This window comes from Stenotrophomonas sp. 01N47 (assembly GCF_056399165.1).
This window is the reverse complement of record NZ_JBFTQU010000002.1, coordinates 23,057-48,289: the sequence shown is the minus strand read 5'-3', so window position 1 is coordinate 48,289 and position 25,233 is coordinate 23,057. Positions and strand designations below refer to the sequence as shown.

Annotated in this window: 23 protein-coding genes; 20 read left to right on the top strand and 3 right to left on the bottom strand. The window is 66.4% G+C overall.

What is annotated here, in order from left to right:
• Positions 1-2: 2 nt before the first annotated feature.
• Genes AC1DKR_RS04100 through AC1DKR_RS04090 form a run of 3 tightly spaced genes read left to right on the top strand, consistent with a single transcriptional unit; the run spans position 3 to position 4,157 of the window.
• Entirely contained in the window at positions 3-758 is a 756-nt protein-coding gene (locus AC1DKR_RS04100) for a PP2C family serine/threonine-protein phosphatase (protein WP_478031265.1), read from the top strand.
• A gap of 4 nt (positions 759-762) precedes the next feature.
• Positions 763-2,148, top strand: coding sequence for a hypothetical protein (locus AC1DKR_RS04095; RefSeq protein WP_478031263.1), 1,386 nt, complete (start codon positions 763-765; stop codon positions 2,146-2,148).
• Positions 2,145-4,157, top strand: a complete 2,013-nt coding sequence (locus AC1DKR_RS04090; protein ID WP_478031261.1) for an energy transducer TonB family protein — start codon at positions 2,145-2,147, stop codon at positions 4,155-4,157. The genes AC1DKR_RS04095 and AC1DKR_RS04090 overlap by 4 nt, the downstream gene beginning before the upstream one ends.
• Positions 4,158-4,195: 38 nt before the next feature.
• On the opposite strand, the gene AC1DKR_RS04085 is transcribed toward AC1DKR_RS04090, so the two are convergent.
• Positions 4,196-4,624 (bottom strand): VOC family protein, encoded by a 429-nt coding sequence (locus AC1DKR_RS04085; protein ID WP_478031258.1) that lies wholly within the window; start codon positions 4,622-4,624, stop codon positions 4,196-4,198.
• 338 nt (positions 4,625-4,962) lie between these two features.
• Here AC1DKR_RS04085 and cyoA point away from each other — a divergent pair, with 338 nt between their 5' ends.
• The 4 genes from cyoA to cyoD are packed head-to-tail and all read left to right on the top strand — an operon-like array spanning position 4,963 to position 8,979.
• A complete protein-coding gene (cyoA, locus tag AC1DKR_RS04080; protein ID WP_312109752.1) occupies positions 4,963-6,003 on the top strand; it encodes a ubiquinol oxidase subunit II in 1,041 nt (346 codons plus the stop codon).
• Between the two features lie 2 nt (positions 6,004-6,005).
• The gene (gene cyoB / locus AC1DKR_RS04075) at positions 6,006-8,003 is read left to right on the top strand and encodes a cytochrome o ubiquinol oxidase subunit I (RefSeq protein WP_089239620.1); all 1,998 of its coding nucleotides are present in this window, start codon (positions 6,006-6,008) and stop codon (positions 8,001-8,003) included.
• The gene (gene cyoC / locus AC1DKR_RS04070; RefSeq protein WP_176021359.1) at positions 8,000-8,638 is read left to right on the top strand and encodes a cytochrome o ubiquinol oxidase subunit III; all 639 of its coding nucleotides are present in this window, start codon (positions 8,000-8,002) and stop codon (positions 8,636-8,638) included. The genes cyoB and cyoC overlap by 4 nt, the downstream gene beginning before the upstream one ends.
• Positions 8,638-8,979, top strand: coding sequence for a cytochrome o ubiquinol oxidase subunit IV (cyoD, locus tag AC1DKR_RS04065; protein WP_478031255.1), 342 nt, complete (start codon positions 8,638-8,640; stop codon positions 8,977-8,979). The genes cyoC and cyoD overlap by 1 nt, the downstream gene beginning before the upstream one ends.
• A gap of 156 nt (positions 8,980-9,135) precedes the next feature.
• Here the strand turns inward: cyoD and AC1DKR_RS04060 are convergent, their stop codons facing one another.
• The gene (locus AC1DKR_RS04060; protein ID WP_478031253.1) at positions 9,136-11,193 is read right to left on the bottom strand and encodes a putative bifunctional diguanylate cyclase/phosphodiesterase; all 2,058 of its coding nucleotides are present in this window, start codon (positions 11,191-11,193) and stop codon (positions 9,136-9,138) included.
• Between the two features lie 148 nt (positions 11,194-11,341).
• Between AC1DKR_RS04060 and radA the strand changes: the two genes are divergently transcribed.
• From radA to AC1DKR_RS04040, 4 genes are all read left to right on the top strand, one after another.
• Positions 11,342-12,718, top strand: a complete 1,377-nt coding sequence (gene radA / locus AC1DKR_RS04055) for a DNA repair protein RadA (protein ID WP_089239626.1) — start codon at positions 11,342-11,344, stop codon at positions 12,716-12,718.
• 133 nt (positions 12,719-12,851) lie between these two features.
• Positions 12,852-14,708 carry an ATP-binding protein gene (locus tag AC1DKR_RS04050; protein WP_478031251.1) on the top strand — a complete coding sequence of 619 codons (1,857 nt, stop codon included), beginning with the start codon at positions 12,852-12,854 and terminating at the stop codon, positions 14,706-14,708.
• A 48-nt stretch (positions 14,709-14,756) separates the two neighbouring features.
• Positions 14,757-17,063 (top strand): tetratricopeptide repeat protein, encoded by a 2,307-nt coding sequence (locus AC1DKR_RS04045; protein ID WP_478031249.1) that lies wholly within the window; start codon positions 14,757-14,759, stop codon positions 17,061-17,063.
• Positions 17,064-17,158: 95 nt separating this feature from the next.
• Positions 17,159-17,623 carry a YqhG/Tai3 family protein gene (locus AC1DKR_RS04040; protein WP_442243804.1) on the top strand — a complete coding sequence of 155 codons (465 nt, stop codon included), beginning with the start codon at positions 17,159-17,161 and terminating at the stop codon, positions 17,621-17,623.
• Between the two features lie 108 nt (positions 17,624-17,731).
• Here the strand turns inward: AC1DKR_RS04040 and AC1DKR_RS04035 are convergent, their stop codons facing one another.
• The gene (locus AC1DKR_RS04035; RefSeq protein ID WP_312111422.1) at positions 17,732-18,526 is read right to left on the bottom strand and encodes a cytochrome C assembly family protein; all 795 of its coding nucleotides are present in this window, start codon (positions 18,524-18,526) and stop codon (positions 17,732-17,734) included.
• Positions 18,527-18,648: 122 nt separating this feature from the next.
• On the opposite strand from AC1DKR_RS04035, the gene ffh reads away from it, so the two are divergent.
• From ffh to AC1DKR_RS03990, 9 genes are all read left to right on the top strand, one after another.
• Positions 18,649-20,025 carry a signal recognition particle protein gene (gene ffh / locus AC1DKR_RS04030; RefSeq protein WP_025873824.1) on the top strand — a complete coding sequence of 459 codons (1,377 nt, stop codon included), beginning with the start codon at positions 18,649-18,651 and terminating at the stop codon, positions 20,023-20,025.
• A 55-nt stretch (positions 20,026-20,080) separates the two neighbouring features.
• Positions 20,081-20,515 (top strand): hypothetical protein, encoded by a 435-nt coding sequence (locus AC1DKR_RS04025; protein ID WP_025873823.1) that lies wholly within the window; start codon positions 20,081-20,083, stop codon positions 20,513-20,515.
• Positions 20,516-20,603: 88 nt separating this feature from the next.
• On the top strand, positions 20,604-21,680 hold the full coding sequence (locus AC1DKR_RS04020) for an NAD(P)H-dependent flavin oxidoreductase (RefSeq protein ID WP_478031246.1): 1,077 nt from the start codon (positions 20,604-20,606) through the stop codon (positions 21,678-21,680).
• Positions 21,677-22,459 carry an aminotransferase class IV family protein gene (locus AC1DKR_RS04015; RefSeq protein WP_478031244.1) on the top strand — a complete coding sequence of 261 codons (783 nt, stop codon included), beginning with the start codon at positions 21,677-21,679 and terminating at the stop codon, positions 22,457-22,459. Before AC1DKR_RS04020 ends, AC1DKR_RS04015 begins: the two co-directional genes overlap by 4 nt.
• Positions 22,460-22,607: 148 nt before the next feature.
• On the top strand, positions 22,608-22,868 hold the full coding sequence (gene rpsP / locus AC1DKR_RS04010; RefSeq protein WP_025873821.1) for a 30S ribosomal protein S16: 261 nt from the start codon (positions 22,608-22,610) through the stop codon (positions 22,866-22,868).
• 45 nt (positions 22,869-22,913) lie between these two features.
• Positions 22,914-23,426 carry a ribosome maturation factor RimM gene (rimM, locus tag AC1DKR_RS04005; protein ID WP_312786069.1) on the top strand — a complete coding sequence of 171 codons (513 nt, stop codon included), beginning with the start codon at positions 22,914-22,916 and terminating at the stop codon, positions 23,424-23,426.
• A gap of 8 nt (positions 23,427-23,434) precedes the next feature.
• Positions 23,435-24,193, top strand: coding sequence for a tRNA (guanosine(37)-N1)-methyltransferase TrmD (gene trmD, locus AC1DKR_RS04000; protein ID WP_312107544.1), 759 nt, complete (start codon positions 23,435-23,437; stop codon positions 24,191-24,193).
• Between the two features lie 152 nt (positions 24,194-24,345).
• Positions 24,346-24,747, top strand: coding sequence for a 50S ribosomal protein L19 (gene rplS, locus AC1DKR_RS03995; RefSeq protein ID WP_223494549.1), 402 nt, complete (start codon positions 24,346-24,348; stop codon positions 24,745-24,747).
• Positions 24,748-24,828: 81 nt separating this feature from the next.
• A complete protein-coding gene (locus AC1DKR_RS03990; RefSeq protein WP_312107546.1) occupies positions 24,829-25,203 on the top strand; it encodes a DUF6404 family protein in 375 nt (124 codons plus the stop codon).
• The last annotated feature ends 30 nt before the right edge of the window (positions 25,204-25,233 follow it).

Genomic DNA, 25,233 nt, shown 5'->3' with positions numbered 1-25,233 from the left:
CCATGGCCTGGCGCGTGATGGCCGCATCGGCCACGGGACGGTCCCATCTGGACCGCGGGCAGCCCTGCCAGGACGCGTATGCGTCGGTGCAGGTGGGGCAGACATTGGTCGCGGTGGTCTGCGATGGCGCAGGCTCCGCATCGCACAGCGATGTGGGCGCCCGGCATGTATCCAGCAGCGTGGCGGCGTCGGTTACCGGATCTGCCCAGCTCGGTGCCGATCCACTGGCGCTGCCGGTGGAAGCGCTGCGCACCATCATTGAAACCGCCGTCGACGATGCGCGCGGTCAGCTGGCAATGCTTGCGCTGAGCCAGGGCCTGAAGCTCTCCGACCATGCCTGCACGCTGGTAGGGGTTGTCGCCACACGCGATGGCGGCTGGTTCTTCCATGTCGGCGACGGCGTCGCCGCCTGTGCCTTCAGCAATGAGTCGCCCGATGCGGTATCCCTGCCTGCCAACGGCGAGTACGCCAACGAAACCTGGTTCGTGACCGGTGGCAACTGGCGCGAGCAGCTGCGCCTGACCCGCTTCGAAGGGGCCATCGACGCACTGGTGCTGATGTCCGATGGCGTGCAGCCGTTTGCGATGTCGCGCGCGGGCGACAGCCTGTTCCAACCGTTCATCGCACCGGTGATCCGTTATCTGGCCGGCGTCGATGAGACCCACGGCAGCCAGGCGTTGCACGCGACGCTGGCCGACCCGCGCACCGATCAGATCACCGGCGACGACAAGACGTTGCTGGTTGCGTTGCCGGTCTGAGCACATGCCCGGGCGCAGCGGCGAAAAGGTCTACGACGCACAGCGCAGACCGCTGACCCTGGAGCGGCTGCTCAAGAGTGGCGGTGCGGGCAGTGTGTTCACCCTCAAGGAGCGGCCGCGCGAAGTGGCCAAGCTCTACCACTCGGACAAGGACGCGCGCATCTACGAGCGCAAGCTGCAGGCGATGCTGGAGCTGCAGCCGGACCTGCCGCCGATGGAAGGGCAGGGCGCCGACCAAGTGCAGATTGCTTGGCCGCTGACCCTGCTGCGGGACCGCAGCGGGCGTTTCATCGGCTTCACCATGCCGATCCTGGATCTGTCGGCCACCAGCGATCTGGAGCATGTGCTGCAGGAGCGGCAGGCGCGTGCCGAGGGCCTGCCTACCGGCCTGGGCGCGAAGATGACGCTGGCCGCCAACCTGGCGGTGATGCTGGCTGCGCTGCACCGTCGGCAGCACTATGTGGTCGACCTCAAGCCGCTGAACGTGCGGTTCTATCGCAGCACCTTGTTCATCGCGATGCTCGATTGCGATGGTTTCAGCATCCAGGGCAAGGGCGAGCGCTTCCCGGCCGGGCAGGTCACCACCGATTATCTGGCGTTCGAGTTCCAGCAGCCGGGGGTGAAGCCGGGCCAGGAGGAGGCGCAGGATCGCTTCGCGCTGGCGGTGATGGTATTCCAGCTGCTCAATTCCGGCCTGCATCCGTATGCGGGCCGGCCGCAGGGGGCGACGGTGCCCAGCGACCTGCCGGCGCGCATCGCCGCCAACCTGTACCCGTATGCGCGCGGCAAACCGCATCCGCGGATGTTGCCCTCGCCGGTCAGTGGGCATGAGATGTTCCCGCCGGCACTGCGCGACATGTTTGATCGTGCGTTTTCGACGCAGGCGCGGCGGCGGCCTTCGGCGCAGGAATGGGCCACGCTGCTGCTGGACTACGCGCGGCGCAACGCCGGGCAATTGGTGACGTGTGGCAAGGATGCGGCCCACCAGCATTTTGTCGGCATGCCGTGTGCCGCCTGCGCCCGCGTCGAACTGCTGGCTGGCAGCGCACGCGCGGCACAGACCCGCTCGCGACAGAAGCCGGCCAAGGCCCGCAAGCAGCGCGGACGCACTGCCGCACGCAGTAACCAGGCGCAGCCGGTGGCCGCACAGGCGTCGGCGGCAAGCGGTGTTCCCGGGGTGATGTCGCGGGTGACGATGGCGGTGATCGGCACGCTGCTGCTGGGCTGGGTGATGGGCTGGGGCATGCCGGCCTATCGTCGCTACAGCGCGCTGGTGGATCCAGGCATCTGGGATGGCGTGGGGCTGGCCGTGCAGATGGCCATGCTGGCGATCGCGATCCTGCTGTTCATCCTGTTCGTGCCGATGCTGATCATGAGCAAGCGCCCATGAAGCTGCTGGGTGTACTGGCCGTGCTGTTGCTGGCGCTGCTCGGGATGGCGCCGTTCTGGGGCGACCTCGGGGTGCTGGTCTACGGCTCGATCGGCTGGCTCGGACGAGTGCTGTCGAGCGGTGTGTTGAGCGACGGCAGGGCGGCGTTGCGTGCTGCGTTGCTGATCGGCGGTGCGGTGTCGGTGCTGTCGTTCCTGCGCGTAGCGGTGCAGGACCGGGCCGTGGACTATCTGATCGCGGCAGTGATGTTCGGTTTCCTCTCGTTCGTCATCTTTGTTGTCACCGGTATTTCCGGGGATGGGGCTGCGGGCGCAGGGAGCATGCAAGGAGCGCGCTCGGTCGTGGTCGGCGAGGATCGCACGACGGTTCCGCGCTGGTATTCGCGCGGCCATTTCGAGCGGGAAATGCTCAACAAGGTGCACGAAACAGCGCGTGCCGCTGCCCGTGGCGATCTGCCGCGCACGCAGGCGCTGATGCAGGAGCTGGATCTGTGGGCGCGCAATGGTCCAGCGCTGCGCGAAGACCGCACGGAGTACGAGCGCTTGCGTGCGGCGTACAACGAGACGATCGAGACCCTTGCTGCCCGCTCCGGCCGCCGTACGCAAAGGACGGCGGGTCTGGCCAGCGATGCGGGCGCGATGGTGGACCGGCTGACGGCGGAGGAAGCGCGCGAGCTGGAGCTGAAGCAGGTCGAGCTGCTGCAGCAGATGTGGAAACTCTCGCCATCGAGCACCTCGGTTGCGATGCGCCTGCTGGCGACGGATCTGCAGGAGCTGGCGATCCGCTCACGGTGGTCGCCGCGCAAGCCATTCGACCGAGAGGGCGACGCGGCACTGGAAGAGCGCCTGTGGCGCGTCCACGGCACGCAGGAGGTGTTGTTCGCCTATGCACCGCTGGAGGAGCGCCTGTGGAATGCCTACGCGTCGACGATGGTCGACACGGACGAAGAACTCGCGCTGGGTGCGCTGGTGATTGCCGGACTGATCGACCGCAGCGACAAGACCGCCTCGGCTGATCCGGCCCGGTTCGACGTCAATACACTGCTGCTTGGCAGCGACGTGTTCATGCTCTCGACGCTGCTGGCCAGCGCCTCCGAAGATCGCATGGAGATCCTGAAGGCGCGCGCGACGCTGCTGCTGGGCGATGATGATCGGCAGGCAAAGGCAGGCAAAGGCGAGGCTCCGGACGCCACCGGCACCGCTGCAGACCCGGCGGGCCCGGTGGTCTCGGAGCCTTCACCGCCGGCAACCTCGAAAGCGGACACCGTCAGGCAGGCGCAACGCGCGATGCCGCCAGCGGGCATGCTGGTTGATCGCAAGGGCTTGGCATTGCGTACGTCGCCACCCTTGCCGCCGTCGTCGCCGCCGGCCGAGTATGGGCAGGTGCTGGTCGACCTGCCCGCTGCCGGGTTCAAGGACCTGCGCCACGGCATCCCGCTGCGCGCGCCGGTGCAGGCCGACAGCATGGTGACCCTGCAGGTGGATGTCTGGCAGAGCGGCGTGGTTACCTCGGTGCTGATTGAAAGCAGTAGTGGCAACGCCGTGCTGGATGAGGCCGCGCGGCAGGGCGCGCGCGCCTGGCACAGCGCGTCGAAGGTGCTCACGGGCGGCGAGCGCAGGCAGGTAACTGTCGTGTTCAAAGCGCCTGTGGCTGCCGCACCACCGCCGGTGACCGTGAACGCACCATCGCCGATCGCCATGAGCCCGCCGCCGCCCCAGCTGAACCCCGAACAGGCGCTGGGCGCGCAGCTGGCGGCGATGGCGCGCCGGCAGCCGCCGCGTTATCCGCGTGGTGACGGCGAGACGGTGCCCGAAGGCAGCGTTGAGCTGTCGATCACCCTGTCAGCCGAGGGGCGCGTGCTCGATGTGACCGTGGACCGCAGCAGCGGACATCCTGCGCTGGATCGCGCCGCACGTGAGGCTGCGCTGAAATGGCACGTCACCCCCGCGCGGCCGTTGACCACGCTCAAGCAGATCACCCTGCGCGTGCCGGTGCGGTTCCAGGGCTGATAGCGGAGGCAGGGCTCGGGCCCGGGGCAGTGCTCGCTTCATCGACTGGCTCCGTTCGCAGGCCCCTTCAGTTCCACCGTGTTGCCGTCCGGATCCTTGAAGTACAAAGACAATCCATCGCCCTCGGCGCCGAAGTTGACCTCGGCTGGCCCCAGTACCGGCACGCCGTGGGCCGCAAGGTGGGCGACCAGCGCGGCCTCGTCGAAGGGTTCGACGCGCAGGCACAGGTGGTCGACGTTGCGCCCTTCGCTGCCCGGCCCGCTACCGCCGTGGCGACCGAGCGTGCCATCCAGGCTGATCAGATCGATCATCGACGTACCCGCACGCAGGTGCACCAGGCCCAGGTGTTCGCGCCGCCGCACCGCCACGCACCCCAACACCTGGCCGTAGAAGGCTTCGCTGCGGGCCAGCTCGCGTACCCGCAGTACGACGTGGTCGATGCGTTCAACGCTGAAGGGTCTGTCCATGCCGGGTTCCTCGAAGAAAGGGAGCTCAAGACTTGCTGAACCTGTTCAGTCGACTTTGCCGAACGAGGGGCCTCGTCGTCGCCGAGACCGATGCTACGCTGCCGTCCCCGCGCGTTCTGCCCGCCACGATGGCGCGGTGCGACAACGTGTCGCAGCCAGATCCGGGCCTTTCCTGCGCCTGATCATTGTCAATGCCTTTCTTAAATGGTGGGTGACGGCCTAAAATTGAAAGGCTGACTCGACCCCACCTTACCTGCCTGTCTTCTTGACGGGTGGGCCCGGCTTTGGCCGGTGCGGGCAGGACGGGGAACGGCATTCCCTCGCAATTGGATCGACCGATGATTCCGTTGAAAACCCTTGGGCGCTGGTTGCGCCCGGGCTTGCTGCTCGCATTGCTGGTGATGCTCACCGGCTGCGATGCCGTGGCCATCCTCAGTCCGAAGGGCCAGATCGGCCAGGATGAAAAGACACTGCTGATCACGGCCACCGTGCTCATGCTGCTGGTCGTCATCCCGGTCATCATCATGACCCTGACCTTCGCGTGGAAGTATCGCGCCTCCAACACCAAGGCCCGCTACGAGCCGAAGTGGTCCCACTCGACGGCGATCGAGGTGGTGGTGTGGTCGATCCCCTGCATGATCGTGCTGGTCCTGGCGGTGCTGACCTGGCGGTCCTCGCACGCGCTGGATCCGTACAAGCCCCTGGAATCGGACGTCAAGCCGGTCACCATCCAGGCGATCTCGCTGGACTGGAAGTGGCTGTTCATCTATCCGGAAGAGAAGATCGCGGTCGTCAACGAGATCAAGTTCCCGGTCAACACCCCGCTGAACTTCGAGATCACCTCCGATACGGTGATGAATGCGTTCTTCATCCCGCATCTGGGCAGCATGATCTATTCGATGGCGGCGATGGAGACCAAGCTCCACCTGATCGCCAACGAGACCGGTGAATTCCCGGGCATGTCCTCGCACTACAGCGGTGCAGGCTTCGCCAAGATGCATTTCACTGCCTACTCGGTCACCGATGCGCAGTACCGCCAGTGGCTGGACCAGGTCCGTGCCGGCGAGCAGAGCCTGGACAAGGCCTCGTTCAAGGCGCTGGGCGAAGCGAAGAATTCCGAGTGGTACCCGGTCACCTACTTCGGCAAGGTTGAAGAGAACCTGTTCGATTGGGTCATCGCCAAGCACATGGGCGACAACAAGCACTACGGCATGAAGCATTCCCACGCCGGTGCCGCTGCTGCCGACGCTGCCAGCCATGAAGCGCACGAGGGCCATGCCCCGAGCGACGCCCATGAGTCCAAGGAATCCGGCGAGAACCTGGATGCCACCGAACACGAACACGCAGGCCATGCCGGCCACGCGGGTTCGGGAGAATGAACATGTTGGGAAAACTCTCTCTTGAGTCGATCCCCCACGATCCGATCGTGCTGACCACCCTGGTCGGCGCGATCCTTGGTGGCCTGGGCGTCGTCGCCCTGATCACCAAGTTCAAGCTGTGGGGCTATCTGTGGAAGGAGTGGTTCACCTCGGTGGATCACAAGAAGATCGGCGTGATGTACATCATCGTCGCCTTCGTCATGCTGCTGCGCGGTTTCTCCGACGCGATCATGATGCGTACCCAGCAGGCCATCGCCGTCGGCGGGTCCGAGGGTTACCTGCCTCCGCACCACTACGACCAGATCTTCACCGCCCACGGCGTGATCATGATCTTCTTCGTGGCGATGCCGCTGATCACCGGCCTGATGAACCTGGCCGTGCCGCTGCAGATCGGTGCGCGCGACGTCGCGTTCCCGTTCGTCAACTCGCTCAGCTTCTGGCTGTTCGTGTCCGGTGCGGTGCTGATCATGCTGTCGCTGTGGATCGGTGAATTCGCCGCCACCGGCTGGCTGGCGTTCCCGCCATTGTCGGGCATCGAGTACAGCAACAATGTAGGTATGGACTACTACATATGGGGACTACAGGTGGCGGGTCTGGGTACCACGTTGAGTGGTATCAACTTCTTCATCACCATCCTCAAGATGCGCACCCCGAGCATGAAGCTCATGCAGATGCCGGTCTTCACCTGGACCGCTCTGGTGACCAACGTGCTGATCGTCGCCGCCTTCCCGGTGCTGACCATCACCCTGGTGCTGCTGACCCTGGACCGTTACCTGGGTACGCACTTCTTCACCAATGACGGTGGCGGCAACGCCATGCTGTACATCAACCTGATCTGGATCTGGGGTCACCCGGAAGTCTATATCCTGGTGCTGCCGGCCTTCGGCGTGTTCTCCGAGGTCATCGCGACCTTCTCGCGCAAGGCCCTGTTCGGCTACAAGGGCATGGTCTACGCCACCGCCTGCATCGGCGTGCTGTCGTTCATCGTGTGGCTGCACCACTTCTTCACCATGGGCTCGGGTGCCAACGTCAATGCCTTCTTCGGCATCACGACGATGATCATCTCCATCCCCACCGGCGTGAAGATCTTCAACTGGCTGTTCACCATGTTCCGCGGTCGCGTGCAGTTCACCACGCCCGTGCTGTGGACCATCGGCTTCATGGTCACCTTCACCATCGGCGGCATGACCGGCGTGATGCTGGCGATCCCGGCCATCGACTTCGTGCTGCACAACAGCCTGTTCCTGATCGCCCACTTCCACAACGTCATCATCGGCGGCGTGGTGTTCGGCATGTTCGCCGGCATCACCTACTGGTGGCCGAAGATGTTCGGCTTCCGCCTCAACGAGTTCTGGGGCAAGTGCGCGTTCTGGTGCTGGTTCATCGGCTTCTATGTGACCTTCATGCCGATGTACGTGCTGGGCTTCATGGGCATGACCCGTCGTCTGCAGAGCACCGTCAACCCGGCCTACGAGCCGTTCCTGCTGGTGGCCGCTGTGGGCGCCTTCATCGTGGGTGCCGGCATCCTGTGCCAGATCATCCAGGTGGCCGTGTCGATCCGCGACCGCAAGAAGACTGCCGACCTGACCGGCGACCCGTGGGATGCCCGTACGCTGGAGTGGGAAACCTCTTCGCCGCCGGCTTTCTACAACTTCGGCACCCTGCCGGAAGTCACCGAGCTGGACGATTTCTGGGAGCGCAAGCAGCGTGGTGAAGCCTGGCCGAAGCCGGCCAAGTACACCGACATCCACATGCCGCGCAACACCGGCACCGGCGTTGTCATCGGCGCCTTCAGCATGGTGTTCGGCTTTGCGATGATCTGGCACATCTGGTGGCTGGCCATCATCGGCTTCGTCGGCATGATCGCCACGTTCATCTACCGCACCTTCGACCAGGACGTGGACTACTGGGTCCCGGCTGCCGAGGTGGAACGCATCGAGAACGAACACCGCAAGCACCTGGAAGCCCAGGGCCTGGTGAAGTCGGAGCTGAAGGCATGAGCACCAATACCTCGACCGTGAACCACGGGCACGCCGCACACGCGGCGGCCCATGGCCATGACGACCACGAGCACCACGACACCGGCGGCAACACCGTCTTCGGTTTCTGGGTGTACCTGATGAGCGACTGCCTCATCTTCGCCTCGCTGTTTGCCACCTACGTGGTGCTGGCCGGCGGCACTGATGGCGGCCCCGGCGCGAAGGACCTGTTCGAGCTGCCGTTCGTGGCGTGGGAAACCGCGCTGCTGCTGACCTCGTCGCTGACCTTCGGCCTGGGCATGATCTCCATGCACCGCAAGCAGGTCGGCCAGATGTTCCTGTGGCTGGGCATCACCTGGCTGCTGGGCTTCGGCTTCATGTGCATGGAAGTCTATGAATTCCAGCACCTGATCCATCAGGGCTACGGTCCGGACCGCAGTGCCTTCCTGTCGGCGTTCTTCGCCCTGGTCGGTACCCACGGCCTGCACGTCAGCGCGGGCCTGCTGTGGCTGCTGGTGATGTTCGTGCAGCTGAAGAAGTACGGCCTGACCCCGACCAACAAGACCCGCATGGCGTGCCTGAGCCTGTTCTGGCACTTCCTGGACCTGATCTGGATCGGCGTGTTCTCCGTCGTCTACCTCAATGGAGCGCTGTAATGGCACATGACAACCATGCACACGACCACGCCGCCGGCGGCGAAAGCCACGGCACCGTCAAGTCGTACCTGATCGGCTTCGTGCTGGCGGTGGTGCTGACCGTCATCCCGTTCTACATGGTGATGTCGGGTGATTTCTCGCGCACCGTCAACGGTGTGGTGATCGCCATCACCGCGGTGCTGCAGATGCTGGTCCACCTGGTGTTCTTCCTGCACCTGGACCGGTCGTCGGAGAGCCGCTGGAACGTCAACGCTGCGGCCTTCACCGTGGTGGTGATCGGCATCATCGTGGCCGGTACCCTGTGGGTCATGCACAACATGAACGTGCACATGATGCACTGACGTCTTCGCGACGTTGCCACGCAGAAAGGCCGCCCCCGGGCGGCCTTTTTGTTTGTTGCGCGATCGCGGGGAACGCATCCACGCATGGCGTGGATCTACCAGTCACCGCGAAGTCCCCGCACAGTAGATCCACGCCATGCGTGGATGCGGTTGCCTCTAACCCACCTTGCGCAGGAATTCCTCGGCCTCCATCGGCCGCCCCAGGTGGTAACCCTGCAGCTGGTCGCAGCCCAGCTCGCTCAGGTAATCGCGCTGGGCCTGGGTCTCCACGCCCTCGGCCACCACCTGCAGCTGCAGGGTACGGCCCAGCGCGATGATCGAGGACACGATGGCGGAATCTTCGTCATTGCGTTCAAGGTCATGCACGAACGCCCGGTCGATCTTCAGCTCGGTGGCCGGCATGCGCTTGAGGTACAGCAGGCTGGAATAGCCGGTACCGAAATCATCGATGGCGATGTGCACGCCCATCGCGGTCAGATCGTTGAGGATCGCCAGGCTGGCCTCGACATCCTTCATCGCCGTGGTTTCGGTGATCTCCAGGGTCAGCCGCGCCGGGTCGATGCGGTGACGCTGCAGGACCGAACGCACACTCTCCAGCAGGGCCGGCGAGGCGAACTGCAGCGGCGACAGGTTCACCGCCATCGTCCAATGGCTGTGTCCGCCGTCATGCCAGGCGCGCAGCTGCGCGCACGCCTGGTCCAGCACCCAGTCGCCGATCGGCAGGATCAGGCCGCTGCGCTCGGCGATGGGAATGAACACGTCCGGCGCCAGCAGGCCCAGTTCCGGGTGCTGCCAGCGCAGCAGCGCCTCGGCGCCGGTGGCCGGTGCATCGGCCGCCGGGAATTTCGGCTGGTAGTGCAGCAGCAGTTCGTTGCGCGCGATCGCCTTGCGCAGGTCCTGCAGCAGCCGCAGCTGACGGTTGGCACTGAGCTGCATCGAGGGAATGAAGAAGGTGTAGCCGTTCCGGCCGGTTTCCTTGGTGTGGTACATCGCCGCATCGGCATGTGCCATCAACTCGCGTTCGTCGCTGGCATCGTCCGGATACAGGGCAATGCCCAGGCTGGCGGTGACCTGCAGCTCCGCCGCGTCCAGCACGAACGGTTCGCCGGCCGCGGCGATCACCCGCTCGGCGACCACCGCCGCATCATCAGGTGCATCGATGGCCAGCACGATCACGAACTCGTCGCCGCCGAGGCGGGCGAGGGTGTCCTGCGGGCGCAGCTGCGCGCCCAGGCGCTGGGCCACCGCGACCAGCAGGCGGTCACCCAGCTGGTGGCCATAGGCATCGTTGACGGCCTTGAAGCCATCCAGGTCGCAGAACATCACCGCCACCGACTGCTGGCGGCGTTGCGCCTTTTCGATGGCCTGTTCGATCCGATCCTGCAGCAGCATGCGGTTCGGCAGCTGGGTCAGCGGATCGTGCAGTGCCGCCTGGATCAGCCTGTCATTGGCGTGCGCCAGGGAATCGGCCAGAAGACCGGTGCGCACGCGCATCTGGCGGTCGAACAGCGAGGCAACCAGGGCGATGCCCAGCGTGGCCAGGGTGGTCACGATCACCAGCACTGCCAGCCAGCGGGGATCGATGCCGCCGCTGCCGACGGCGCCGCAGACGCTGCCTGCCGGGAAACGGGCGGCGGCCATGCCGGTGTAATGCATGCCGACGATGGCCAGGCCCATCACCAGCGACGCCAGTATCCGCAGGCGCACCGTATTGCGTTGCTCGACGCGCAGCCGGAAGGCGATCCACAGCGCTGCGCCGGCGGCACCGATGGCCACCGCGATCGACGCGGCAAACCAGCCGGGGTGGTAATCGATGCCGGGCTGCATCCGCATCGCGGCCATGCCCAGGTAGTGCATCGCCGCGATACCCAGTCCCATCAGCACCGCACCGGCGGCCAGCCGCGGCAGCGGCAGGCTGGGTCGTGACACCAGCCACAGCGCATAGGCCGACGCGCCGATCGACACGGCCAGCGAATACAGGGTGATCGCCAGGTCGTATCCGACTGGAATCGGCAGCTCGAACGCCAGCATCGCGATGAAGTGCATCGACCAGATGCCCAGGCCCATTGCGGCGGCACCGCCGGCCAGCCACCAGCGGGCGACCCGGCCCTCGGCCGTGGCCAGGCGGCCGGCCATGTCAAGTGCGGTATACGACGCCAGGATCGCCACCAGCAGCGATATGGCGACCAGGCCCTGACTGTAACTACCAGTCATGTTGAATCCAGAGGAAAGGGGAGGGGCGCCCGCAAGGCGCACGCCCGCCACCGCTATCGGCACCGGCGGGTGGGACTTGAGTGGTCGCAGCAGCTGCGACCCGGCTCGGCTATCCTGCCACGCTCGTTGCCCCTGCAGGAAATTCCCGATGGCCAAAGCCCGCACCGCGTATGTCTGCAATGAATGCGGCGCCGAATACAGCAAGTGGCAAGGCCAGTGCACCGAGTGCAATGCCTGGAACGCGCTGTCGGAAATCGTCCTTGAGAGTGCTGCGGCGGCCAAGGCGCCTGCCTCGCGCCGTGCAGGCTGGGCCGGCAAGATCGACCCGCCGAAGATCACCGCGCTGAAGGACGTGGCGCAGACCGAGCACAACCGGGTCAGCACCGGCATCGGTGAATTCGACCGCGTGCTCGGTGGCGGCCTGGTCGAAGGCGCGGTGGTGCTGGTCGGTGGCGACCCGGGCATCGGCAAATCCACCCTGCTGCTGCAGGCGGTGGCGAAGATGGCCGCGGTGCTGCCGGTGCTCTACGTCACCGGTGAAGAATCACTGGCCCAGGTGGCCGGTCGTGCACACCGGCTGGAGCTGCCGCTGGAGGGCGTCAACGCGCTGGCCGAGACCGGTGTCGAATCCATCCTGCAGCACGCCACCAAGAGTGGGCCGCGGCTGATCGTGGCCGACTCGGTACAGACGCTGTGGACCGAGACGCTGACTGCCGCACCCGGTTCGGTCAGCCAGGTGCGCGAGAGCGCTGCGCGGCTGGTGCGCTTCGCCAAGGAAACCGGAACCGCGGTGTTCCTGGTCGGCCATGTAACCAAGGAAGGCGGCATCGCCGGCCCGCGCGTGCTGGAACACATGGTCGATGCCGTGCTGTATTTCGAAGGCGAGAGCGGCAGCCGCTTCCGCCTGCTGCGCGCCTTCAAGAACCGCTTTGGTGCGGTCAACGAGCTGGGCGTGTTCGCGATGGGCGACAAGGGCCTGAAGGAAGTCTCCAATCCGTCGGCGATCTTCCTGTCCGGTGCCAGCACGCACCAGCCGGGCAGCTGCGTGATGGTCACCCGCGAGGGCACCCGGCCGCTGCTGGTGGAAGTGCAGGCGCTGGTCGACGCCTCGCCGCTGTCCAATCCGCGCCGCGTGGCGGTGGGGCTGGAGCAGAACCGTCTGGCCATGCTGCTGGCGGTGCTGCATCGGCATGGCGGCGTAATGGTGGGCGACCAGGACGTATTCGTGAACGTCGTCGGTGGCATCCGCGTGCAGGAGACCGCCGCCGACCTGCCGGTGCTGCTGGCGGTGCTGTCCTCGCTGCAGGACCGTCCGCTGGCCGAGAAGACCATCGCGTTCGGTGAAGTCGGCCTGTCCGGTGAGATCCGGCCGGTGCCCAACGGCGAGGATCGCCTGCGCGAAGCCGCGACCCACGGCTTCAAGCGCGCCATCGTGCCCAAGGCCAATGCACCCAAGGGCGGCTCGGTGAAGGGGATGGAAGTGATCGCGGTCGAACGCCTGTCCGAGGCCATCGACGCGGCGTGACCGGGGGCGGGTCCGTGCGCGGAACCGCAGATTCGGCCGACGGCACAGCAGCGGTCAGCCTGCCTGTGCTAGTTTTCCCGGCTCGACGAAGGCGCCCCCTGGCGCCTTTCCGTGGCAAGGAGTAATCGATTACATGCAGGACCCGATGTTCAGCACCCCCGCCGCCGAAATCCGCCGCGCCGGGGTCGATCTCAATGGATTGATGACGGTGCTGGGCAAGCACCTGTATTCCACCCCGATGGTGGCGCTGCGTGAGCTGGTGCAGAACGCGCACGATTCGATCATCCGTCGCCGTATCGAGCAGCCCGGCACCCAGAGTGTGTCGCGCATCGACGTGCAGGTCGATGTCGCCGCTGGCGTGCTGCGCATCACCGATACCGGTGCCGGCCTGACCCGGCAGGAAATCCACGATTACCTGGCCACGGTCGGTGTCGGTTACACCCGCGGCCTGCGCCAGGACGGCGAGGACAATGAAGGCCTGATCGGCATGTTCGGCCTGGGCTTCCTGTCGGCCTTCGTGCTGGCGCGCCGTGTCAGCGTGCGTACCACCTCCTACCAGTCACCAGAGCTGGGCCACCTGTACGTGTCCAGCAACGCCGAGCAGTACACCGTCAGCGAAGTGCCGGCACGCGCGATCGGCACCGAGGTCGAGCTGGAGCTGCATCCGGACTTCCTGCCGCTGGCCAACGAAGCGCGCCTGCACGAGGTGCTGGGTCGCTACTGCGCGTTGCTGTCCGAGCCGATCTTCATCGGTGCGGCGACGGCCGCGATCAATCCCGAACCACCGCCGTGGCGCGGGCAGGGTGACGTCGCACTGCATCCGGTGCAGGCACGCCGCCACGCGCAGCAGTTCGCGGCCCGCTTCGAGCACGATTTCGAGCCCATCGTGACGATGCCGCTGCAGTCCGATGGCAGCAGTGACGCCGTCGGCATGCTCTGGGTGCAGGACGGTGCCACCTACGGCACCAGCGACAACCGCAACCTCTCGGTGTTCGTGCGTGGCATGCTGCTGGACGACGATGCGCGCGACCTGCTGCCGCCGTGGGCCGGCTTCATCGGCGGGGTGATCGAATCGTCGAAGCTGACCCCGACCGCCAGCCGCGAGGACCTGCAGCGCGATGACCACTATCGCGCCGTACAGCACGCCCTGCTGGAAGCGCTGATCGATGGCCTGGCCGACGTCGCGCGGCAGCAGCCCGAAGCCTGGCGGCGCGTGCTCAGCCGCCACAACGAAGCCCTGCTGGGCGCGGCGCTGTGCGATGAGCGCCTGTTCGACCTGCTGCTGGAACACGTGCGCGTGCCGACCTCGCAGGGTGACCTGCCGGCCAGCGCGTTGCCGGCGCGCGGCGCGGTGCATGTGATCCTCGACAACGGTGGCGGCTTCGAGGAAATGCTGTTCCGTGCGATGGGCGTGCCGGTCGCGCATGGCCACCGCTATGCCGTGGTGCCTTTCCTGCGCCGCTGGGCCCAGGCCAAGGGTTTGCGGTTGGTCGAACTCGGTACCGAGCAGGGCAATCGGGCACTGTTCCGCACCGACGACAGCCTTGACGATACACAGTTGGCCTGGCTGCGCGAACACCTGGGCGACGGCGAACAGCTGCTGCCGGCGCGGTTCAGCCCCGAGGCGCTGCCGGTGGTGGTCGTGCCCGACCGCGAAGCCGAACTGAAACAGCGCCTGGAAGACGACGAGAACGACAAGCGCGTATCGATGGCTGCATTGCGGCTGGCGCGCCAGTTCACCGCGCGCATCGAGGCGCGTGCGCCGTCGCGGCTCTACCTCAACCTGGACAATCCAGCCGTGCAGGCCTTGCTGCAGGCCCAGCGCGATGGCCACCCGCAGGCCGCGTCGGCTGCGCGCCTGCTGCGCTCGCTGAAGATCATCGTGTCCGCGCAGGGCCGGCCGCTGCAGCGGAGTGCGGCGACGCCGGGCCCCGATCTCAATGGTGCATTCACTGATATTGCCGGTGCCCTGCAGCAGATGCTGCGCTGAGCACCGCCCCTTCTCATCCAGCCTTCGCTAGACAGGAGCATTACCCCCATGGATATCTGGAACTGGGTCGAAAAACTGCAGGAAGACCTGCGCCAGGCCGGGCAGGCACAGAACGCCCACCTGCTGACCCGCCTTGCCGATGAAGTCAGTGAACTTCAGGTCGACCGCGTCGATGCACTGCTTCCCGAAGCGCGCGCGCTGGGCAAGGCGCTGGACAACCCCTGGGTCGACGTCTATGTCGGCCATTGGGCGCTGCGCAACCGCGTCGGCAACCGCGTGGAAGGTGAAAGCGCGCTGGGCGAGTCGGTGGCGCTGTTCGAGCGCGCACACCGTGCCGATACCCTGGACTGCCCGCAGTCGATCTGCGTCACCCAGGATCTCGCCGCCTGCTACGGCAACATCGATGGTCCGGGCTGGGTGCCCGAACGCATCGAGGTCTGCGACGAGACGCTGGGCCGCATCGACCCGAGCTGGGCCTGCTTCCAGTGCCTGAGCTGCGAGAAGGCAGACGCGCTGCTGGACGACGGCCGCGGCCAGGATGCGCTGGATTACCTGCAGGTGCAGGCGGCGGCGATCCAGGCGCGCGGCAAGGAAGTGTTCGACAGCTTCCCTGAAATGCAGATCAAGATCCTGCTGGCCAGCGGCCGTGCGCAGGAAGCGCTGGCGCTGATCGAGAAGCGCGAAGCCGAAGTGGCCGCTGCGGGCGAATACGAGCCTGCCAACTGCACGGTGCCGCGCCGGCTGTCCAAGGCCTGGGCACTGGCCCAGCTGGGGCGCGATGAAGAGGCGCTGCAGCAGTTGGTGCCCTGGAGCGAGCTGACGCCGAATCACTGGCGGTTGTGGGCCAATACCGCTTCGACACTGTGCAGCCGTGATGCCGCCCGCAATACATGGGATCTGGGGACGCGCTTCAACACGATCATCGAGCACTTCGCCGCTGTCGGCGCGCATCGCCTGGTGATCGAGGTTGCTGCGTTGAGCCTTGAACTGGCCCTGCAGCGTGGTGCGCGCTGGGTGGCGCAGCGCCAGCTTGGACTGGCCCGTACCCACCTGGCGCAGCTGCGGCAGGATCGTGGCGCTGCCGCGCTGGTGGCCGGTCTGGCGGCACGCATCGAAGCGCTGCCGCAGATGGCGCCGCTGCCGGTGCCTGCCGCTGAGCTGCTGGCGTGGCTGGAAGCGCAGGGCGAACAGAACCAGTCGCGCGATCCCGAGCGTGAAGCACAGTGGCTGCTGCAGGCGCACGCCGAGCGGCCCGACGACGGCGCACTGGCCGAAGTTGCCGCCTCGGCGCTGCATGCCTGTGGCGCGAAGACCGAAGCGCAGGCGCTGCTGTGGGATTTCGTGCGCGGCCACGCGCAGGAAGATGGCGCGGCGGCCTACACGCTGATGCGTTGGCTGGCCGAGCAGGGCGATGATGACGGCCTGCGCAGGCTGGCCGCGACCTACCGCGACAGCGTGCCGGTGTTCGCGCACTGGTGCGAGGTGCAGCGCGCACGGCGCGCGTCCGACTGGCCGGCACTGGAACAGGCCGTGCAGGCGTTGCTGGCGTTGTCGCCGGGCTCGAATGGCGCACGCGGGACGCTTGCCCGGATGTACATGGAGACCGGCCGCTTCAGCGAGGCGCAGGCCTGTTACGCGCAGCTGGTGGAACTGCTGGAAGAGCCAAACGGCGCACACTGGGACCACATGAGTGCGGCCAGTGCGGCGCGCGACTGGGATGCGGTGCGCCGCTCGGCGGCAGCGATCGGCATGGAACTGTCCAGCCAGCAGGGCGTGGTCGAAGAGCCCTGGGGCTGGGTGATCATCCGCAGCGAAGAAGGCGGCGAGCCGATGGAGTACTACGCCCGCCGCAGCGGCCCGGTGACCGCGCGCATCGTCGAGAACGCACCGGCCAACCGCGCGCAGCAGGTGGGGGACTGGGTGGTGTTCGACGCCGGCCTGGTACACCCCGCACCAGAGGACGAAGCGGAGCGCGAGCACTTCATTCCGACCTATGCGCAGGTGCATGTGCTGGAGCGGGGTGGTTTCGCGCGCAGCTGGCTGGTCGACGGCGCGCACCCGGGCGAGGAGGCATGGAACGCTTTCGTGGAGGCAGCCGAGGCACAGGGCTGGAAGGTGTGGTCGCACAGCCGTGCGGACTACACCGTGACCGATCCGGACGCGGAGGACGGGACGTTGCCGGGCCTGTTGTTCACCGTCGCCCAGCCGCAGGACCATGCGCCGCTGGCATTGCACCGCTTCCTGCAGCAGGCCACGGCGGATTGGGCACATCCACACTGCTGGCTGCGCCTGGCCGAGGCCTGCGACCAGGACCGCCAGCCGCATCTGGACGCGATCGAACGGTACGGGTTGTAATCCGCCGATATCGGGGGTGCCAGCCGCTGGCCGGCAACCCCATGGAATCACGCGTTGCCGGCCAGCGGCCGGCACTACCACCAGGGAATTGGAACATGCGGAAGACAGGGATGTGGGTGATCATCGGCCTGCTGCTGGCCCCCACCGTGCAGGCCGCGCCGGCCTGCCAGCAACCGGCTGACGTGGCGCGGGCCTTCTTCGAAGCGACCACCGGCAAGGGCGACCTGCTGGAGCCGCCGCAGGCACTGGTCAGTGCGGCGTTTGCCAAGGCGCTGCACGGCGAGCGTGCCTGCCAGGTGCGCGAAGAGGGCATCTGCACGATCGATTCCGATCCGTGGCTGGATGCGCAGGACGGGGAGATCGACAGCCCGGTGCGCTACAACTGGAAGCAGGCCTCAGCCACGGCCGGCCAGGTCGAAATGCGTTATCCGGTCTGGGGCAAGGCGTACGTGACCCGCGTGCCGATGGTGCGCAAGGGCGAGGGCTGCTGGCAGGTCGATGACATCCTCACCAACAGTGGTCGCTCGGTGCGCAGGATCCTGGCCCAACCGCTGCCTTGAGCTGGGGCATCCACGCATGGCGTGGATCTACTGTGCTCCGATTGCCGGCCGGCGGCCGGCACTACCAGGTGATGTTGGGGTGGGTGCCGACCGTTGGTCGGCACGCCTCTATCGCGAATGCCCGAACACCAGCTCGATCACGAACTGGCTGCCGAAGAACGCGAGCAGCAGCAACAGCATCGCCGTCAGCGTCCAATGCACTGCCTTCGTGCCGCGCCAGCCATAGCGGCGGCGGCCGATCAGCAGCACGCCGAACACGATCCACGACAGCACGCTCAGCACCGTCTTGTGCACCAGCTTCTGCGCCAGCAGGTCGTCGACGAACAGCACGCCGGTAACCAGGGTCAGGGTCAGCAGGGCGAAGCCGACGGTGATCACCCTGAACAGCAGCGATTCCAGATCGGCCATCGGCGGCAGCGCACGCAGCCACGGACGGAATTCACGGCGCCGCAGCGCACGTTCCTGCAGCCACAGCATGATCGCCAGCAGCGCGGCGATGCTCAGCGTGGCGTAGGCCAGCAGTGCCAGCCAGGCGTGGCTTGCCAGGCGCCAGCCCAGCAGCTTGCTCGGTTCATGGCCGTAGCCGTGGTAGACCACCAGCAGCAGCGCGGCCAGCGGGAACACCACCACGCCCAGGGTGGACATGCGCCCGCGCGCGCCCACCAGCGAGGTCAGCCACGCCATTCCCAGGCCGACCAGCGACAGCGCGGCGAAAAAGTGCATGTCCGGGCCGCCGGTCGTGCGCATCGCCACCAGCACGTGATAACCGCCATGCAGCAGCATCGCCGGCAGCGCAGGCCACAGCCACGCGGGCGAGGTCACCCCGTCGTTGCGACCAAGGGCACGCACCAGCAGGGCGCTGGCGGCCAGGTAGAGCAGGACGGCGATGAGAACGATTGTCATCGTTGAAGTTTCGCATACCCCCGCGGTGCTGGCGACGGGCGTGGCGTCGCAGTCCGGGGAGCGCGATGGACCCGTTATACTGTGGGCCTTATTGTCCCCCGCTTTCAGACAGGTTGCGCCGCATGTTCGAGTCCCTGACCCAGCGCCTTTCCGGCACCATCGAGCGCCTGCGCGGCCGTGGCCGCCTGACCGAAGAGAACATCCGCGAGGCGACCCGCGAGGTCCGCATCGCGCTGCTCGAAGCCGACGTCGCGCTGCCGGTGGTGCAGGCCCTGATCGAGCGCATCAAGGTGCGTGCGGTCGGCCAGGAAGTGCTGAAGTCGCTGACCCCGGGCCAGGCCCTGATCAAGGTCGTGCGCGACGAGCTGACCGCGGTGATGGGCGCCGAAGCCAGCGACCTGAACCTCAACGTTCCCGCGCCGGCCATCATCCTGATGGCGGGCCTGCAGGGCGCCGGCAAGACCACCACGGTCGGCAAGCTGGCCAAGCACCTGAAGGAAAAGCGCAAGAAGAAGGTGATGGTGGTCTCGGCCGACGTCTACCGTCCGGCGGCGATCGAGCAGCTGAAGACGCTGGCCGACCAGGTGGGCGTGCTGTTCTTCCCGTCCAGCGCCGAGCAGAAGCCGGAGGCCATCGTCCGCGCCGCCATCGATGACGCGCGCAAGTCGTTCGTCGACGTGTTGCTGGTCGATACCGCCGGCCGCCTGGCCATCGACGAAGCGATGATGGCCGAGATCAAGGCCCTGCACGCTGCGGTCAACCCGGCTGAAACGCTGTTCGTGGTCGATGCCATGACCGGCCAGGACGCGGCCAATACCGCCAAGGCCTTCGGTGATGCGCTCCCGCTGACCGGCGTGGTCCTGACCAAGACCGACGGTGATGCCCGTGGCGGCGCCGCGCTGAGCGTGCGCTACATCACCGGCAAGCCGATCAAGTTCGTCGGTGTCAGCGAAAAGCCGGAAGGCCTGGACGTGTTCCACCCGGACCGTATCGCCAGCCGCATCCTCGACATGGGCGATGTGCTGTCGCTGGTCGAGCAGGTCGAGCAGCAGGTTGACAAGGACAAGGCGCAGAAGCTGGCCGAGAAGGTCGCCAAGGGCAAGAAGTTCGATCTGAACGACATGCGCGACCAGCTCGAGCAGATGCAGAACATGGGTGGCATCGGCGGCCTGATGGACAAGCTGCCGGGCCTGGGCCAGATTCCCGAGCACCTCAAGCAGCAGGTCAGCCAGGGCAAGGAAGTGCCGCGCATGATCGCCATCATCGGCTCGATGACCAAGAAGGAACGGCGCAACCCGAACCTGCTCAATGGCTCGCGTCGCGCCCGCATCGCCAAGGGCTCGGGCGTGACCCCGGCCGACGTCAACAAGCTCATGAAGCAGTACATGCAGATGGAAAAGATGATGAGCAAGATGGCCGGTGGCGGCATGAAGGGCATGATGCGCAGCATGAAGGGCATGATGGGCGCCATGGGCGGCCGTGGCATGCCGTTCCGCTGAGCGCGCGCTGTATCGAACGCTTGAACAACCCGCGGAATCAATCAAAGGAATGTGCATGAACAAGTCGATCGTGGTGATGGCGCTGGCCCTGGGCCTGGTTGCCTGCAAGGACGACACCTCCGTGTCGCAGAAGGCCGGTAGTGCCATCAGTGGTACCGCCGCCGATTTCGTCGCCGGACTGGGCGAGGGCGTGGACAAGCGCATGAACGTGACGCTGCAGGCTGATCCGGGCCTGGCCGCGCAGGGCCTCACCGTCACCCTCGGCAAGAGCCGTGGCATGGGCTCCAAGGACGCGGCGGTGTACGTGGTGGCCGACAAGGCGTTCAAGGGCAAGCTGGTGGCGCGTGCGCTGGATGCCGAGGGCACCGAGATCGGTCGCGCCAGCGCCGAGGAAGAGTTTGCCGCTGATGACGCGCGCTATGTGACGTTCAAGTTCAACGAAGAAATGGACAGCCAGCTGGTCCGCACCTACGCGGTGTCTGCACGCTGAGCCAGGCGGGAGCGGATCGCCCGGGGCGACGCTCCCGTCCACAGTGTCTGGCGTATGCTGGCAGCGACTCCTCCCACAGGTGCGTCGCGTGAGCCTTTCGCCGATTCTCGAACGCGCCGACGATTTCTGTCGGCGTTTTTCATTGCAGCTGCCGATCCTGCTGGCACCGATGGCCGGTGCCTGTCCGGTTCCGCTTTCCGCCGCGCTGGCCAACGCCGGCAGCATGGGCGCGATGGGGGCCGTGTTGTCGCCGGCGGCTGATATCGGTCGCTGGATGCAGGACTTCCGGGCCGCTTCCAGCGGGCCGGCGCAGGTGAACCTGTGGTTGCCCGATCCCGCGCCGGTGCGCGATGTGGCCGCCGAGGCCAGCACGCGTGCGTTTCTCGGCCAGTGGGGGCCGGAGGTTGCGGCCAGCGCAGCGGATGCCACGCCTGCCGATTTCGAGGAGCAGTTCAGTGCGCTGCTGGCGGCACGGCCGGCGGTGGCCTCGACCATCATGGGCGTGCTGTCGCCGCGTCATGTGCAGCAGTTGAAGGATGCGGGCATCGCCTGGATTGCCTGCGCTACGACGCTGGCCGAAGCGCGCGCTGCGCAGGACGCGGGTGCTGACGCGGTGGTCGCGCAGGGCGCCGAAGCCGGCGGCCATCGCGGCGCCTTCGATCCGATACGTGCAGAACAGCAGCTGGTCGGCCTGTTCGCACTGCTGCCACGGCTGGCGGACAACCTGAGTATTCCGGTGATCGCTGCGGGCGGAATCGGCGATGGTCGCGGCATTGCTGCTGCCTTGATGCTCGGGGCCAGCGCCGTGCAGATCGGCACGGCCTTCCTGCGCACACCCGAAGCAGCGGTGGCGCCGGCATTGGCCGATGCGTTGGCCCGCAGCGAACCCGAAGACACCTGGCCGACCCGCGCTTTCAGTGGTCGCCTGGGCCGTGGCCTGGCCACTGCCTACGTGCGTGCAGCTGCTGCCGAGGGCGCACCCGCGCCGCGCCCGTACCCGGTGCAGCGTGGCCTGACTGGACCGATGCGCAAGCAGGCCACGCAGGAAAACCGGCTTGCTGCGATGCAGGCCTGGGCCGGGCAGTCGGCGTGGATGGCACCGGCAGCGCCGGCCGCTGACGTTCTGCGTGGCATATGGGAACAGGCGCAGGCGCTGCTGCGATGACGGTGACCTGCAACGGCGCAACGGCGCGGGCCGAAGACCTGCTGCCGGCGCTGACCAACTACGGCCACTTCACCTCGTTGCAGGTGCGCGGCCGCGCGGTGCAGGGGCTTGATCTGCATCTGCAGCGGCTGGCGCAGGCAACCCAGGAGTTGTTCGGCAGCGCGCTCGATATCGCGCAGGTGCAGGCGTGGATGGCGCAGGCGCTGCAACAGGCCGGCCAGGTCGACGCATCGATGCGGGTCACCGTGTTCTCGCGCCGTTTCGATTTCCGCGCGCCGCTGGCAAGCGTGCCGGTGGATGTACTGGTTGCCGTCTCCGCGCCGGTCGCGCTGACCGCGCCGAAACGCGTACGCAGCGCGACATGGCAGCGAGAGCTGCCGCAGATCAAGCATGTCGGTACGTTTGGCCTGTTCGCCCGGCGCCGTGCCGCGTTGGCAGCGGGTTTCGACGATGCGCTGTTCGTGACCGCCAATGGGCAGATAAGCGAGGGCACGACCTGGAACCTGGCCGTGCATGACGGTGAACACCTGATCTGGCCGCAGGCGCCTGCGCTGCGGGGAACCGCTGAGGCACTGCTGCGGGCAGGCTGGGTGGGACCGCAGCAGACCCGGCCGTTGCGGCTGGATGAGCTGGCCGGTATGCGCGCGGCTTTCGCCTGCAACGCCAGCGGTTTGTGGGCGCTGGATGCCATCAATGGTCAGGCGCTGCCGGGTTCGCAGGCCCTGGCTGAACAGGGCAGGGCGGTGTTGGCCCGAGTGCCCTGGCAGTCGCTTTCCTGAATGGAACCGTTCGGGTCAGATCCCTTTTGCTCGGTAAAAGGGATCTGACCCCGGGGTAGACGCCCGGGGTTGGCTCGGCCGAACTCTGCCGCTATAATCGCCCGCTTACCGCGCCATCCTGGCGACTGGGCAATAGGAAAAAACCACCATGGTCAAGATTCGACTGACCCGCGGCGGCGCCAAGAAGCGTCCGTTCTACCACATCATCGTCACCGACGTCCGCAGCGCCCGCGACGGCCGCAACATCGAGCGCGTTGGCTTCTACAACCCGGTTGCACAGGGCGGCGAGAAGCGTATCGAGCTGGACCTGGCCCGCGTTGACCATTGGGTCAAGAACGGCGCCCAGCCGACCGAGAAAGTTCGCAACCTGATCAAGGAAGCGAGCAAGTCCCAGGCCGCTGCGGCCTGATCCTGACGGGCCGCGCCCTGGTGCGGCCCATCTGATTGAACGCAGATGAAAGATAACGAGCGCCGCATCCTGCTTGGCAGGGTTGTCGGCGCTTTTGGTGTGCGCGGCGAAATAAAGCTCGAGTCCTGGACCGAGCCGCGTTCCGCTATTTTCCGTTACCAACCGTGGATCCTGCGCAGCCCCAACGGGCAGGAATCGACGCTTGAAGGCGCCCGTGGCCGGGATACCGGCAAGCACCTTGTGGCCCGTTTTCCGGGCATCGAGGATCGCGACACTGTCGAGGCGATGCATGGCACCGAGGTCTTCGTGGCCCGCAGTGCGCTGCCGCCGCCGAATGCCGACGAGTATTACTGGGTCGATCTGGAAGGCCTGGATGTGAAGACCGTCGAAGGCGTTGCCCTCGGCCAGGTCTCGCACCTGTTCAGTACCGGCGCCAACGATGTGGTGGTCGTACGCGGTGATCGCGAGCGGATGATTCCGTTCGTCGTGCCGGAGTTCGTCAAATCCGTCGACTTCGAGGCCAATCTGGTCGTGGTCGACTGGGACCCCGAGTTCTGAGTGTGAGCATGCGTTTCGACGTCATCACCCTGTTCCCCGATTTCCTCGCCCAGTCCGCTGGGCTGGGCGTGGTCGGCCGTGCGCAGGAAAAGGGATTGTTCAGCCTGCATGGCTGGAATCCCCGTGACTACGCCGAGGGCAACTACCGCCGGGTAGACGATCGTCCGTTCGGCGGTGGCCCGGGCATGGTGATGCTGATCGAACCGCTGCAGGCCTGCCTGCAGGCGATCCGTGAGGCCGATCCGACGCCTGCGCGGGTGATCCATCTCAGCCCGCAGGGCGCGCCGTTGACCCAGGCCAAGGTGCGGGAACTGGCGGCATTGCCGCGCATGGTCCTGCTCTGCGGCCGCTATGAAGGCATCGACGAGCGTTTCCTGGCCGCCAATGTCGATGAGGAGATTTCCCTCGGCGACTATGTGCTGTCCGGCGGCGAGCTGGGGGCGGCGGTGATCATCGACGCGGTGGCCCGGCTGCAGGAAGGCGCCTTGAATGACGCCGAATCCGCGGCGCAGGACAGTTTCGAGGGCGACCTCGGCCTGCTCGACTGCCCGCATTACAGCCAGCCGGCCCAGCATCCGCTGGGTGACGTGCCGGACGTGCTGCGCTCGGGCAACCATGCCGCCATCGCCGCCTGGCGCCGGCAGCAGTCGTTGATCCGTACCGCACAGCGGCGCCCGGACCTGCTGGATGAACAGGCGCTGGGCAAGGCCGACCGCAAGCTGCTGGCCCTGGCCCGCCAGGTCCCGGCGGAAAAGGGCAAGGCCTAGCGCCAGCCCTGCTTTATCGGCTATCATGGCCAATTACCGCCGGCCTCGGCCGGTGCGCAGTACCCAAAACAAACGTGCAGCACAGTCCGGTGACTGCATGAGCCCACGCTGTCGAATGACACGCCCACCCGAACAATGAATCGGTGTAACCCATGAGCAAGCTGAACAAGTCCATCGTCGCGGAATTCGAATCCGCCCAGATCACCCGTGAACTGCCGCAGTTCAGCCAGGGCGACACCGTTGTCGTCAACGTGAAGGTGAAGGAAGGTACCCGCGAGCGCGTGCAGGCCTATGAAGGCGTTGTCATCGCGACCAAGAACGGCGGCCTGAACTCCTCGTTCACCGTGCGCAAGATCTCGCACGGTTACGGCGTCGAGCGCGTGTTCCAGACCCACAGCGCCATCATCGACTCGGTCGAAGTGAAGCGTCGTGGTAAGGTCCGCGCCGGCAAGCTGTACTACCTGCGTGGCCTGGAAGGCAAGGCTGCCCGCATCAAGGAAGATCTGGCTGCTGCTGCTGCCGCCAAGGCTGCCCGCCTGGCGACCAAGGGCTGATAAACAACTTCGGTTGTTGCCGCGACGGCCGCCTTCGGGCGGCCGTTTGCGTTTGTGGTGCCGCCTCGTTAGTTTCAATGGATGGATGAGACCGACCATCGATATCCGGCGGACATCCAGGTGGCGTTGCGCTTCCTGGACCGTTCCGGGGTGCCACGGAGGGAAGCGGCACCCTTGCTGCACCGCATGCTGTGGCGGCTGGGTATCGCGCTGCCGCCGCCGATACTGGCCGGTTTCCTGACCAATGCGCTGCTGCAGGGCCTGCTGTTTGGCGTCTTCTGGACGGTACTGATGTGGCTGTTGCTGTGGCAGGGCAGGGCCCCGGCGCTGGAACTGCTGTTGCTTGCCGGGGTGGTGGCAGGCGTGATGTTCGGCCTGGTGATGGCCACCCTGATGTGGTTCCTGCGCGGCGCCCGCAAGCTGCCCACCTGGCGGCAGTTCCGCAGCAGCCTCTGAGGCCATGGCGCAGTGCGCCGTGACCGCTGC